Genomic DNA, 12,517 nt, shown 5'->3' on the forward strand with positions numbered 1-12,517 from the left:
GGGGACGGACATGGGGCGGGCGGCGAGGCCTTCCGTTAGGGGAGGGAGCGATGCGGTGACAAGGTCGCTATGAATAGCACGCTTGCGCGCGGCATGGCGTAGTGGCATGCGCCTATGGGACAGCGCGAGAGGAGAGATGATGGCGAGCAACGTGGTTCTTCCCGGCGGCGAAACCGTCCCGGCCCTTGGCATCGGCACCTGGATGATGGGCGAGCGCGCCAATGCCCGCCGCGAGGAGATCGAATCGATCCGCCTCGGCGTCGAGCTCGGCCTCACCCTGGTCGACACCGCCGAGATGTATGGCGACGGCGCCTGCGAGAGCCTGCTCGGCGAGGCGCTGGCAGGGCTGCGCGACGAGGTGTTCCTCGTCAGCAAGGTCTACCCGCACAATGCCAGCCATATGGGCGTGATGGCGGCCTGCGAGCGCAGTCTCAAGCGGCTGAAGACCGACCGGCTCGACCTCTATCTCCTGCACTGGCGCGGCGGCGTGCCGCTGGAGGACACCATTGGCGGCTTCGAGGAGCTGAAGGCGATGGGCAAGATCCGCCACTGGGGCGTCTCCAATTTCGACACGGACGACATGGAGGAGCTGTGGGACTGCGAGGGCGGCGATGCCTGCGCGGTCAATCAGGTGCTCTACAATCTCACCCGGCGCGGCCCGGAATGGGACCTGCTGCCGTGGATGGAGCGCCACAAGGTGCCGCTCATGGCCTACAGCCCGATCGAGCAGGGGCGCATTCCCGTGAGCGGGGTTCTGGCGAAGATCGCCGAGAAGCACGGCGCCCGTCCGTTCCAGATCGCGCTGGCCTGGGTGCTGCGCAACCCGAACAACATCGTGATCCCGAAGGCCTCGCGCCCCGCCCACATGCGCGAGAATGCCGGCGCGCGCGACATCGCGCTCGACGGCGAGGACCTTGCCGCGCTCGACAAGGCGTTCGCGCCGCCCTCGCGCAAGCGCTCGCTGGAAATGCTGTGAGCCGGGCGCGAGACGACGTGGCAACATGACCGCCATCCGGCTGCGGAACGTGACGCTGCGGCGCGGGGGGCGCGTCGTGCTCGACGCCCTGGACCTCGACCTCGCCGAGCGGCGGATCGGGCTGATCGGCGCCAATGGCTCGGGCAAGAGCTCGCTGGTGCGCCTGTTCAACGGGCTGCTGGCCGCCGATGAGGGCGAGGTGGAGGTCCACGGGCTGAAGGCGTCGGAAAAAGCATCCGAGCTTCCGCGCAAGGTCGGCTTCATCTTCCAGAACCCGGACCACCAGATCATCTTCCCGACCGTCGCCGAAGAGGTGGCGTTCAGCCTGGAGCAATCCGGCCTGCCGCGACGCGAGGCCTTGAAGGCCGCCGTGCCCGCACTCGCCCGCTTCGGCCGCGAACATTGGGCGGAGCGGCCGGTCCATGCGCTCTCGGAAGGCGAGAAGCAGTTCCTGTGCATCATTGCCGTGCTGGTGATGGAGCCGGCGGTGGTGGTGCTGGACGAACCGTTCTCCAGCCTCGACCTGATCACGCGGCGACGGCTGGAGGGGCTGATCGCCACCCTGCCGCAGCAGGTGATCACCATCGCCCATGAGCTGGACGCTTTCAGTGTCTATGACCGCGTGCTCTGGCTCGATGGCGGGCGCGTGCGCCTGGATGGGGCGCCGGGCGAAGTGGTCGGGGCGTATCGGGACTGGGCGGAGGCGCAGGCGGCTGAGCAGGCATTGCCGGGCGACACCTTGCTGGAAGCCCGGCCGTGATCTCGCTCTATCTGCCCGAGCGCACCTGGCTGCACGGCATCGCCGCCGGCCACAAGCTGATCGCGCTGGCGCTGGTGAGCCTGCTTGTTGCCCCGTTCGACAATCTGGCGCTGATGGCGGGGCTGCTGCTCGCCGTGCTGGCGCTTTATGCCAGCCTCGGCCGGGCCGCGCTGCGCCAGCTTTCCCTGCTGCGGCCGATGGCGCCGCTGCTCGTCCTGCTGCTCGCGCTGCATGCGTGGAACGGCGACATCTGGCTCGGGGTGAGCCTCTGCCTGCGACTTCTCGCCATGATCCTGCTCGCCAATGCCGTGACCATGACCACGCGCATGGACGCGATGATGGACGCGGTGGAGCCGCTGCTGCGCCCGCTGGCCTGGTTCGGCGCCAGCCCGCGCGCGGTGGCGCTGGCGGTGGCGATGATGATCCGTTTCGTGCCGCTGCTGTTCGCGCTGTGGGAATCGCTCAACGAGGCGTGGCGTGCCCGCACCGGGCGGCGCGGCGGCTGGCGCCTGCTCGCGCCTTTCTGTATCCAGACACTGAAGCTTTCCCATCATGCCGCGGAGGCGCTGGCCGCGCGCGGCGGCGCCCCGCGAGGAGACACACGATGAAGGACCGTTCGCTTGTCCAGATCGCGCTTTATGCGGCAATCTTCGCGGTGCTGGGGCTGCTGCCGAAATTCGACATACCGCTTGCCGGCGGCGTGCCGATCACGGCGCAGAGCATGGGCGCGATGCTGGCGGGGGTGATGCTCGGCGCCCGGCGCGGGGCGCTTGCCATCCTCCTGCTGCTGTTCGTGGTGGCGCTCGGGGCGCCGCTGCTGGCGGGCGGACGCGGGGGCCTGGGCGTGTTCTTCGGCCCCTCGGTCGGCTTCCTGTTCGGCTGGGTGGCGGCGGCCTTCGTTGCCGGCTGGATCATGGAGAAGCTGCGCGAGAAGCCGGTGTTCCCGGCCGCGCTGATCGCGGCGGTGATCGGAGGCATACCGGTGCTCTATGCCTTCGGCATTGTCGGCATGTCGGCCATGTCCGGCCTGTCGCTGCTCGACGCCACCAAGGCCTGCCTGATCTTCATTCCCGGCGACACCATCAAGGCGGTGCTGGTGGCGCTGGTCGCGCAGACGGTGGCGCGCGGCCTGCCGGAAGCCCTGCTCTCACGCGCGTCATAGCGCATTGGGCCCGGCGACCATCGGCGCGGCGCTCTCGGCGCTGGCGGCGGAGGCGCCGCTGCGGCTGGCGCTCGCCTGCGACGGCGAGACTCTCACGCGCGCCCGGCTGGCGCACCGCGTTGCCCACCTTTCGCGAGAGATCGCCGCCCGCACCGGACCCGGCGCCGCCGTGGCGCTCGACATGGCGAACGGGGTCGATCTGGTCACTCTGTTCTTCGCCTGCGCGGTCAGCGGGCGGCAGGCGCTGGTCTATGATCCGGCGTGGCCGGCGCGCTATCGCGCGGCGATCGATGCCGCGCTCGCCCCGGCGCTGACCGTGACCGGCCCCGAGGACTGGCTCGGCGAAGGCGGGGAGGCGGCGTTTCCTGCGGCGCCGTCGCCCGATGCGCCATTCTATGTCGGCTTCACCTCCGGCTCCACCGGCCTGCCCAAGGGCTATCGCCGCGCCCACCGCTCCTGGACCGACAGCTTCACCGTGAGCGAGGTGGAGTTTGGCCTGAATGCGGACGACGTGGTCATGGCGCCCGGCGGGCTCGCGGCCTCGCTCCACCTCTACGGCGTGGTCCATGCGCTGCATATCGGGGCGCGGGCGGTGATGATGCGCCAGTTCCACCCGCGCCGCGCGCTCGGCCTCATCGCCCGGCATGGCGTCACCGCGCTCTACGCGACGCCGACGCAGCTCCAGATGCTGATCGAGGCGGCGGGCGAGGACGCATTCCCGAGCGTGCGGCTGTTGATGATCAGCGGCGCCAAATGGCAGGCGCAAACTCGCGCGGCGACGCAGCGCCTGTTCCCGAGTGCCGCGATCTGCGAGTTCTACGGCGCTTCGGAGCTGTCCTTCGTCACGATCGGCCGCGCCGACGAGAAGGTGCCGCCCGGCTCGGTCGGCCGCGCCGCCCATGGCGTGGAGCTGCGCATCCGCGACACGCATGGCCGCGACCTCCCGGCCGGCGAGGTCGGCGCGATCTGGGTTGGCAGCACGCTGCTGTTCGACGGCTATGCCTGCGGCGGCGGCGAGGAAATCCGCCGCGAGGGCGCCTTCATGACCGTCGGCGACCATGGCCGGCTGGATGAGCGCGGCTTCCTCTATCTCCACGGCCGCGAGAAGCGGATGCTGGTGACGTCCGGCCTCAATGTCTACCCCGAGGAGGTGGAGGCGGTGCTTGTGACCCTGCCGGGCGTGGTGGAGGCCTGCGTGTTCGGCCTGCCGGACCCGCTGCGCGGGGTGGAACTGGTCGCGGTGCTGCGCGGCACGGTCGACGAGCGGGCGCTGCGCGCCGGTTGTCGGGCGCTGCTGCCCGCCGCCAAGGTGCCGCGGCGCTTCCTGCATATCGAGGACTGGCCGCGCACCTCGGGCGGCAAGGCCGACCTCACCGCGCTGGCCCGCCTCGCTGAACAATCTGCCGAGGCGCGGTGATGCGCGCGGCTTTCGTGATTGCCGCCCGCCGCACCGCCGTCGCGCCCCGGCATGGCGCGTTCCGCGAGGTGGAGGCGCATGACCTCGCCGCCCCGGTGCTGCGCGCCTGCCTCGCGGATGCGGGTCTGTCGCCGCGCGCGCCGGTCGATCAGGTCATTCTCGGCAATGCGCTGTCCGGCGGCGGCAATGTCGCCCGCCTCGCCGCGCTGGCGGCCGGGCTGTGCGAGAGCGTGCCGGCATTGACCATCGACACCCAGTGCTGTTCGGGCCTGGACGCCATTCTCCTTGCCGCGCGGCTGGTGGAATCCGGTGCCGCCGGACTGGTTTTGGCGGGCGGGGTGGAGAGCTTCAGCCGCGCGCCTCTGCGTGCGCGCCGTCCGAAAGCGAAGGGCGAGGCGCCGGAGTTCTACGACCGGCCGGCCTTTTCGCCATGGCCGCTGCGCGATCCCGACATGATCGAGGCCCTTGGCCGCCTCGCCGATCAACAGCGCATCACGAGGGCCGAACAGGCGGCCTTCGCGGTGGACAGCCACCGCAAGGCGCGCGCGGCGCGCGGCGCGTTGGAGGCCGAAATCGTTCCGGTGGCGGGGCTTGGGGCCGACAGTTTTACGCGGGATCTCACGCCGGAACTGTGCGCCCGCGCGCGTCTGATCCACGGCGAGGGCGAACATGCGCTCGACACAGCGGGCGTCGCCGTGGAGGCCGACGCGGCGGCGGTGGTGCTGGTCGCCTCGCGGGAGTGGACGGAAAGGCTGGCCCGCGCCGGCCACTTTTCCTGCGAGGTGTTTTATGGCCGCTCCTTCGGCGCGGCCCCTGACGACCCGCCTTATGCCGTCGACCGGGCCTTCGAGGCGCTCGCGTTCGAGACGCTGCTTTTCGATGATGAGATGCTGGTGCAAGGCTTCACCCGTCCCGACTGGAAGCAGATCGCCGTGGTGGAGCTCATGGAGGCCGCGGCAGCGCAGGCCCTGCACAATTGCCGGAACGCGGACCTCGATCCGGCACGGATCAATCGCGGCGGCGGGGCGCTGGCGCGCGGCCATCCCATCGGGGCCTCGGGGGCGATCCTTGCCGTACGGTTGTTCCACGAGCTGGGGAGGGAGGAACCGGGCGCGCTCGGCCTTGCCGCCATCGCGGCGGCAGGAGGGCTTGCCAGCGCGCTCTTGTTGCAGCGCAGCTAAGGGTTTGTTTGCGGTTCGTGCACCCGTTGGGGCAGGATCGGACGAATCGGACCATCACGCTCCGCCCGCCGGCGGGAAGACACGGGCGACCGGAATGAACGCGATTTCCTCGCGCCAGCAGGACATACTGGTTCTCGCCCGCGCCCATGGCCGTGTCAGCGTCGACGACCTCGCCGCGCGGTTCGAAGTGTCGCCGCAAACCATCCGCAAGGACCTGAACGATCTGTGCGTGCGCCGGCTGATGTCGCGCGTCCATGGCGGCGCGGTGGTGGCGTCGGGGGTCGAGAACGTCGCCTATGAGGCGCGCCGGGCCATGGCGCAGGGCGCCAAGCGCGCCATCGCCGAGGCCGCCGCCGCCATGGTGCCCAACCGGGCCTCGCTGTTCATCAATATCGGCACCACGACCGAGGAGGTCGCCCGCGCGCTGGGTGACCATGAGGATTTGCTGGTCATTACCAACAACCTCAACGTCGCCATGCTGCTGTACCGCCATCCCAAGATCGAGCTGATCATGGCCGGCGGCCCGGTGCGCCATGCCGACGGCGCGGTGATCGGCTCGGCGGCGGTGGATTTCGTGCGCCAGTTCCGGGTCGACTACGCCGTCATCGGTGCCTCCGCCATCGAGGAAGACGGCACGCTGCTCGATTTCGACTATCGCGAAGTGCAGGTGGCGCGCGCGATCATCGACAATGCGCGGCAGGTGATCCTGGTCGCGGACCGCTCCAAGCTGGAGCGCTCCGCCCCGGTGCGGATCGGCGAAATGAGCGAGGTCGACACCTTCGTCACCGATGTCGTGTCCTCGCCCGCGCTGCGCGACATCTGCAGTGCCAACGGCGTCGAGCTGATCGAGGTTGGCGGCGTCGACGAAGAGACGTTCTGACGGGAAGCCGGACCGGCGCCGCGGGCCGGCGGTGCTGATCGCCTGCGGGCCGCCCCCGGCTACTGGAGGGGCCTTGCCGGCCTCGTGGGCCTCGTCGCGACGCTGGCGCTGTACCGGCGCGGGAGGGCGTCCCGCAGCGTTTCGGCCTGAGCACCGGCGGCTCCCCCAAAGGGGGAGGCCGGGCGGGTGTTCGCCGGAACGCCGCGCCGGGCTAGACTGCGCCGCCGGATTCGCCCGGCTCCGCAGGAGAAGACGCATGGAACTTCGCCGTCTCGGCCGCTCGGACATCCTCGTTCCCCCGCTGTGCTTCGGCGGCAATGTCTTCGGCTGGACCGCCGACGAAGACGCCTCTTTCGCGCTGCTCGACGGGCTGGCGGAGGCCGGCTTCAATTTCATCGACACGGCGGACGTGTATTCACGCTGGGCGAAGGGCCATGTCGGGGGCGAATCCGAGGCGGTGATCGGCCGCTGGATGAAGGCGCGCGGCAACCGCTCCAAAATGATCATTGCCACCAAGGTCGGCTCCGACATGGGACTCGGCAAGGTGTGCCTGAAGGCCGATTACATCACGAGCGCGGTCGAGGCCTCGCTGTCGCGGCTCCAGACCGATTATATCGACCTCTACCAGTCGCACTGGGACGATCCCGAGACTCCGTTCGAGGACGTGCTCGGCGCCTATGACCGGCTGATTCAGGCCGGCAAGGTGCGCCTCATCGGCGCCTCCAATCTCTCCGGCGCCCGGCTGTTCGACGCGCTAGCGGTCGCCGCGCGCGAGAAGCTGCCGCGCTACGAGACGCTGCAGCCGGAATATAATCTGTGCGAGCGCAGCACCTATGAGAACGAGCTGGAGCCGATCTGCCGCGCCAACGGGCTCGGCGTCATCACCTATTTCTCGCTCGCCGCGGGCTTCCTCACCGGCAAGTACCGCACGACGGCGGACGCGCAGAAGAGCGTGCGCGGCAAGACGCTGGTCGACAAATATCTTAACGAACGCGGCGAGCGGATTCTCGCGACGCTGGACGACATCGCGGGCGCTCACGCCGCCACGCCGGCGCAGGTGGCACTGGCCTGGATCATGGCGCGGCCCTCGATCACCGCGCCGATCGCCAGCGCCTCGCGGATCGAGCAGCTCGGCGACCTGATCGCCAGCGCCTCGCTGGAGCTGTCCTCGCAGGACATCGCCCGGCTGAACACCGCGAGCGCCTGAGGCCCGCAATGGCCGGCGGCCGGGACAAGCCCGGCCGTGCCGTGGCACAAAGGCCGGGAATTCTGCATGAACGGAGCCGCCCGATGACCCCCGCCACCGCCGCCGAACTCGCGCGCTTCATTGATGCCGGACGCGGCGTCGCCCCGGCTGATCTCGTCATCAAGGACGTGGTGCTGCTCGACGTGATCACCGGCGAGCGCACCGAGACCGACATCGCCATCGTCGGAGACCGCATCGTCGGTACCTATGACCACTATGACGGGACTGAGGAAATCGACGGGCGTGGGCTGACGGCGGTACCGGGATTCATCGACACCCATCTTCACGTCGAATCGTCGCTGGTGACGCCGCTGGAATTCGACCGCTGCGTGCTGCCGCACGGCGTGACCACCGCGATCTGCGATCCCCACGAGATCGCTAACGTGCTGGGCGCTGAAGGTATCCGCTATTTCCAGGACTGCGCGCGCCACACGCTGATGGATTTGCGGGTGCAGTTGTCCTCCTGCGTGCCGGCGACGCCGTTCGAGACCGCTGGCGCGTACCTTTCCGCCGCCGACCTTGTGGCGCTGCGCGGCGACCCGTCCGGCATCGGGCTCGCCGAGTTCATGAATTTTCCCGGCGTGCTGTTCAAGGATGAGGGGTGTCTCGCCAAGCTGGAAGCGTTTTCCGGCGGCCATATTGACGGCCACGCGCCGCTGCTCTCCGGGCGCGACCTCAACGGCTACATCGCCGCCGGCATTCGCACCGAGCATGAGGCCACTACGCTTGCCGAGGCGCGCGAGAAGCTGAGGAAGGGCATGAACGTGCTGATCCGGGAGGGCTCGGTCTCCAAGGACCTGCACGCGCTGATCCCGCTGATCGACGCCGACACCTCCGCCTTCCTCGCCTTCTGCACCGACGACCGCAACCCGCTCGACATCGCCGAGGAGGGCCATCTCGACTACATGATCCGCGAGGCGATCCGCCATGGCGCGCCGCTGCACCATGTCTATCGCGTGGCGAGCTGGTCGGCGGCTAACGCCTTCGGGCTGAAGGATCGCGGCCTGATCGCGCCGGGGCGCCGGGCCGACATCGTGCTGCTGGAGGATGTCGAGGCGTGCCGGGTGCGGCAGGTGATCGCCGCCGGGTACCTCGTCACGCCCGAGCGCTTCGCCGCGCGCGAAACCGTCGCGCCGGTCGGGCTCGCCTCGATGAAGGCGGCGCCGGTCGAGGCTGGCGCGTTCCGCGTTCCCGCCAACCGCACCGCCACGCGGGTGATCGGCGTGGTGCCGGGGCGGATCATCACCGAGGACCTGACCCTGGAACTGCCGATCGCCGGCGGCGCCAAGCAGATCGACCTCGAACAGGACGCGGTGAAGGTCTGCGTGGTCGAGCGCCACGGCAAGACCGGGGAGGGCGGGGTCGGCAATATCGGGCGCGGCTTCGTCCACGGCTTCGGCATGAAGCGCGGCGCCATCGCCTCCTCGGTCGGCCATGACAGCCACAATATCTGCGTGGTGGGCGTCGACGACGCCGACATGGCGCTGGCGGTGAACCGGCTGATCGCGCTGAAGGGCGGCTTCGCCGTGGCCGATGGCGGGCGCATCACCGGCGAACTCGCGCTCCCGGTCGCCGGGCTGATGTCCGACCGCCCGTTCGAGGAAGTGCATGACGCGCTGATCGAGCTGCGCGCGGCGGCGAAGGCGCTGGGGGTGACGCTGGCCGAGCCGTTCCTCCAGGTCGCCTTCCTGCCGCTGCCGGTGATCCCGCATCTCAAGATCACCGATTTCGGCATGTTCGACGTCAACCGCTTCGAGCTTATCGAGGGGTGAGGAGTAGAACGTAGCGTCATCCCCGACGGCCGCAGGCCGCTCCGGAAGCGCATCGATCCCGACTCTGCGGCTTCGCGTCTGGCCGGGGTGACGGCATCGCCGGGATAGTCGCACCCGCTCCGCGCTTCTGCTATCAGCGGCACGCGATCAACCTGCGCCGGAAAGCCATGTCCTTCCTGTTCCTTCCGCTTCTCGTGCTGTGGACCCTGGCGCTGGCGCCGGCGGCGCCGGTGCTGGCGCTGATGAAGAACCCGGTGCGTACCCGCGCCTTCTCGCGCTTCTGGGCGCGCGGGGTTCTGGCGATCCTGCGCGGGGTCGGCCGTCTGTCCTATGTCGAGGAAGGGCTGGAGAACCGGCCGGCGGGGCCGGCGCTCTACATCGCCAACCACCAGTCGGCCTGGGAGACCATCGCCTTTGCCGTGCTGGTGCCCGATGTCGCGATCGTGCTGAAGGAGGAGCTGTACCGCATCCCGGTGTTCGGTTGGTTCCTGCGCCACTCGCCGATGATTGCCATCGACCGCGCGGGCGGGGCCTCCTCGCTCAAGAAGATGTTCCGCGAGGGCCGCGAGGCCGCCGCGCAGGGTCGCAGCCTGCTGATCTTCCCGGAAGGCACGCGGCGCGGGCCGCATGAGCGCGCCGAGTTCCAGCGCGGCGTGGTGCTGCTCTACAAGGCGCTCGGCCTGCCGGCGGTGCCGGTGGCGCATAATGCCGGGCGCTACTGGAAGGGGCGCAGCTTCACACTGCGCCCGGGTACGGTGCGCGTGGTCTATCTGCCGGCGCTGCCGCCGGGACTGCCGGACGGCGAGTTCCTGGAGCGCATCACCCACGCCATCTATGACACGCGGGACCGGCTGGTCGCGGAGGACGGGGAATGAGCGCAGATAGGGCGGACGTCGGTATCGTCATCATCGGCGGCGGGCAGGGCGGATTCCAGCTCGCGGCATCGCTGCGCGAGGCGGGCTTTGCCGGGCGGGTGACGCTGGTCGGCGAGGAGCCGGGCCTGCCCTATCAGCGCCCCCCGCTGTCCAAGGCCTATATGAAGGGCGAGGCCGGGATCGAGCAGATCGAGCTGCGCCCCGCCGCCTTCTATGCCGACCATTCTATCGAGCTGGTGAACGCACGGGCGGTCGCGATCGACCGCGCGGCGCGGCGCGTGGCGCTGGAGGGCGGGACGAGCCTGCCTTATGAGCATCTCGTGCTCGCCACCGGCGCGCGCAACCGCCCGCTGCCGGTGCCAGGCCGCGAGCTTGCCGGCGTGTTCTATCTGCGCACCCGCGACGATGCCGATTTGCTGAAGGCGCAGATGGGTGTGCCCCGGCGTATCGTGGTGGTGGGTGCCGGCTTCATCGGGCTGGAATTCGCGGCCGTGGCCCGCGCGCTCGGCCATGAGGTGACGGTGATCGAGGCGGCGGCGCGCCCGCTCGCCCGCGCGGTCTCACCGGAAATGTCGGCCTTCTTCACGGCGGCGCATGAGGCGATGGGCGCCCGACTGGTGCTCGGCGCCGGCGTGGTCGGGCTTCATGGGGATGGCCGCGTGACGGCCGTCGAGACGACCGATGGCGCGCTCCACCCGGCGGATTTCGTGCTGGTCGGCATCGGCGTGGTGCCCAATGTCGAGCTGGCGGCACAGGCCGGTCTCGACATTGCCAACGGCATCGCAGTCGACGCCCGCCTCGCGACGAATGACCCCGCGATCTCGGCCTTTGGCGATGCGGTCTCCTATCCGAGCCGCTTCGCCGGCGCGATGGTGCGGCTGGAATCCGTGCAGAACGCGGTGGATCAGGCGCGCACGCTCGCGCATCGCCTCGCCGGCAAGGCGGATGCGCCGTTCGAGGCGGTGCCGTGGTTCTGGAGCGATCAGGCCGATCTCAAATTGCAGATCGTCGGCCTCGCCGGGCCGGAGGATGTCGCGGTGCTGCGTGGTGATCCGGCCTCGCGCCGATTCTCGGTGTTCCGTTTCCGCGAGGGCGTGCTGACCGCCATAGAAAGCGTGAACCGGCCCGCCGATCACATGCTGGGCCGCCGGCTTCTTGCCGGCACACCCACCCTGACGCCGGAACAGGCGGGAGACGAGGGCTTCGAGCTGAAGAGCTTGCTCGGGCGGTAGCCGCACGCGACAGCGCGACCCGCCCCTCCCTCCGTGGAGGAGAGGGAGACGCACGGGATGACGCGGCCCCAGCCGCCCGCTACCATCGGAAAAACCGTCCTGTTGCGGATGATCCGATGGCCTTCTCGCTGCGCCAGCTCCAATATTTCGTCGCGGTCGCCGAGAATGGCTCGGTGTCCTCGGCGGCGCATGAGCTGTCGATCTCGCAATCCACCATCACCGAGGCGCTGCGCCAGCTTGAGCTTGATCTCGGCCTGCGGCTGCTCGATCGCCATGCGCGCGGCGTCGATCTCACGCTCAAGGGCCATCATTTCCTCAGCCATGCCCGCAAGATTCTGAGCGACGTTGCCGATGCGCGCCGCGCCTTCTCGCGGGCGGAGACGGCGGCGGTGACCGGCCGGCTCTCGGTCGGGGTGACGCCGCTGGTTGCGGGCTATGTCTATGCCGACCTCATCGCCCGCTTCCGCCGCGCCTTTCCCGGCGTGGTGGTGGAGGCGGTGGAGGATGCCGGCGACTATCTGGAGCACCTGCTGATCGGCGGCGAGTTGGACGTGGCGGTCATGGTGCTGCCGCCCGGCCGCCGGTCGCCGGCCTTGCAGACCGAGACAGTGGAAGCCTCGCCCTATCGCATCTGGATGCCGCTCGGCCATCCGGCGCTGGCCGAGGAGCGCGTCAGCCTGCGCGATCTCGGCGAGGAGCCGCATGTGCTGCTGACCATCGACGAAATCGCGGAAGCCTCGGAAATCCTGTGGCGCCGGCTCGGCATACGCCCGCCGGTGGCCTTCCGCACCCGCTCGGTGGAGGCCGTGCGCTCGCTGGTGGCGACCGGGGCCGGGGTGGCGGTGCTGCCGGACATCACCTATCGGCCGTGGTCGCTGGAAGGCGACAAGATCGAGGCACGGCCGCTGACCGAGGAACTGCCCGCGGTCGAGGTCGCGACCGCCTGGCGGCGCGGTTCCCCGCTCTCGCCGGCGGCGGCGGGCTTCGCCTCCATCGCCGCGACGCGCCATGTCGGG

The 12,517-nt window shown here is 69.8% G+C and carries 12 protein-coding genes; all 12 read left to right on the plus strand.

Going from position 1 to position 12,517, the window contains the following annotated elements; all coding sequences use genetic code 11:
* Positions 1-139: 139 nt before the first annotated feature.
* The gene (locus tag VRZ77_RS21135) at positions 140-976 is read left to right on the plus strand and encodes an aldo/keto reductase (RefSeq protein WP_414594544.1); all 837 of its coding nucleotides are present in this window, start codon (positions 140-142) and stop codon (positions 974-976) included.
* Positions 977-1,001: 25 nt separating this feature from the next.
* Positions 1,002-1,736: an energy-coupling factor ABC transporter ATP-binding protein gene (locus VRZ77_RS21140; RefSeq protein WP_414594545.1), complete on the plus strand. Its 735-nt coding sequence runs from the start codon at positions 1,002-1,004 to the stop codon at positions 1,734-1,736.
* A complete protein-coding gene (locus VRZ77_RS21145; RefSeq protein ID WP_414594546.1) occupies positions 1,733-2,344 on the plus strand; it encodes an energy-coupling factor transporter transmembrane component T family protein in 612 nt (203 codons plus the stop codon). The genes VRZ77_RS21140 and VRZ77_RS21145 overlap by 4 nt, the downstream gene beginning before the upstream one ends.
* A complete protein-coding gene (locus tag VRZ77_RS21150; RefSeq protein WP_414594547.1) occupies positions 2,341-2,898 on the plus strand; it encodes a biotin transporter BioY in 558 nt (185 codons plus the stop codon). The genes VRZ77_RS21145 and VRZ77_RS21150 overlap by 4 nt, the downstream gene beginning before the upstream one ends.
* Positions 2,899-2,902: 4 nt before the next feature.
* The gene (locus tag VRZ77_RS21155; protein ID WP_414594548.1) at positions 2,903-4,315 is read left to right on the plus strand and encodes an AMP-binding protein; all 1,413 of its coding nucleotides are present in this window, start codon (positions 2,903-2,905) and stop codon (positions 4,313-4,315) included.
* Positions 4,315-5,496, plus strand: coding sequence for a beta-ketoacyl synthase N-terminal-like domain-containing protein (locus VRZ77_RS21160; protein ID WP_414594549.1), 1,182 nt, complete (start codon positions 4,315-4,317; stop codon positions 5,494-5,496). Before VRZ77_RS21155 ends, VRZ77_RS21160 begins: the two co-directional genes overlap by 1 nt.
* A gap of 94 nt (positions 5,497-5,590) precedes the next feature.
* Positions 5,591-6,376 (plus strand): DeoR/GlpR family DNA-binding transcription regulator, encoded by a 786-nt coding sequence (locus tag VRZ77_RS21165; RefSeq protein ID WP_414594550.1) that lies wholly within the window; start codon positions 5,591-5,593, stop codon positions 6,374-6,376.
* A gap of 256 nt (positions 6,377-6,632) precedes the next feature.
* Entirely contained in the window at positions 6,633-7,583 is a 951-nt protein-coding gene (locus VRZ77_RS21170) for an aldo/keto reductase (RefSeq protein ID WP_414594551.1), read from the plus strand.
* Between the two features lie 83 nt (positions 7,584-7,666).
* Complete coding sequence (ade, locus tag VRZ77_RS21175) at positions 7,667-9,394, plus strand: adenine deaminase (RefSeq protein WP_414594552.1); 1,728 nt, start codon at positions 7,667-7,669, stop codon at positions 9,392-9,394.
* A 167-nt stretch (positions 9,395-9,561) separates the two neighbouring features.
* A complete protein-coding gene (locus VRZ77_RS21180; RefSeq protein ID WP_414594553.1) occupies positions 9,562-10,269 on the plus strand; it encodes a lysophospholipid acyltransferase family protein in 708 nt (235 codons plus the stop codon).
* Positions 10,266-11,501, plus strand: a complete 1,236-nt coding sequence (locus VRZ77_RS21185; RefSeq protein ID WP_414594554.1) for an NAD(P)/FAD-dependent oxidoreductase — start codon at positions 10,266-10,268, stop codon at positions 11,499-11,501. Before VRZ77_RS21180 ends, VRZ77_RS21185 begins: the two co-directional genes overlap by 4 nt.
* 116 nt (positions 11,502-11,617) lie before the next feature.
* On the plus strand, positions 11,618-12,517 hold a 900-nt coding region (locus VRZ77_RS21190), incomplete at its 3' end, for a LysR substrate-binding domain-containing protein (protein WP_414594555.1).

The sequence above is a fragment of the Ancylobacter sp. G4_0304 genome, from assembly GCF_047501495.1.
GTDB lineage: Bacteria > Pseudomonadota > Alphaproteobacteria > Rhizobiales > Xanthobacteraceae > Ancylobacter.

Coding starts and splice junctions, on each gene's coding strand:
- VRZ77_RS21135 (WP_414594544.1), top strand. CDS start 140: ATGGCGAGCAACGTGGTTCTTCCCGGCGGCGAAACCGTCCCGGCCCTT.
- VRZ77_RS21170 (WP_414594551.1), top strand. CDS start 6,633: ATGGAACTTCGCCGTCTCGGCCGCTCGGACATCCTCGTTCCCCCGCTG.
- VRZ77_RS21185 (WP_414594554.1), top strand. CDS start 10,266: ATGAGCGCAGATAGGGCGGACGTCGGTATCGTCATCATCGGCGGCGGG.
- VRZ77_RS21140 (WP_414594545.1), top strand. CDS start 1,002: ATGACCGCCATCCGGCTGCGGAACGTGACGCTGCGGCGCGGGGGGCGC.
- VRZ77_RS21150 (WP_414594547.1), top strand. CDS start 2,341: ATGAAGGACCGTTCGCTTGTCCAGATCGCGCTTTATGCGGCAATCTTC.
- VRZ77_RS21160 (WP_414594549.1), top strand. CDS start 4,315: ATGCGCGCGGCTTTCGTGATTGCCGCCCGCCGCACCGCCGTCGCGCCC.
- VRZ77_RS21165 (WP_414594550.1), top strand. CDS start 5,591: ATGAACGCGATTTCCTCGCGCCAGCAGGACATACTGGTTCTCGCCCGC.
- VRZ77_RS21180 (WP_414594553.1), top strand. CDS start 9,562: ATGTCCTTCCTGTTCCTTCCGCTTCTCGTGCTGTGGACCCTGGCGCTG.
- ade (WP_414594552.1), top strand. CDS start 7,667: ATGACCCCCGCCACCGCCGCCGAACTCGCGCGCTTCATTGATGCCGGA.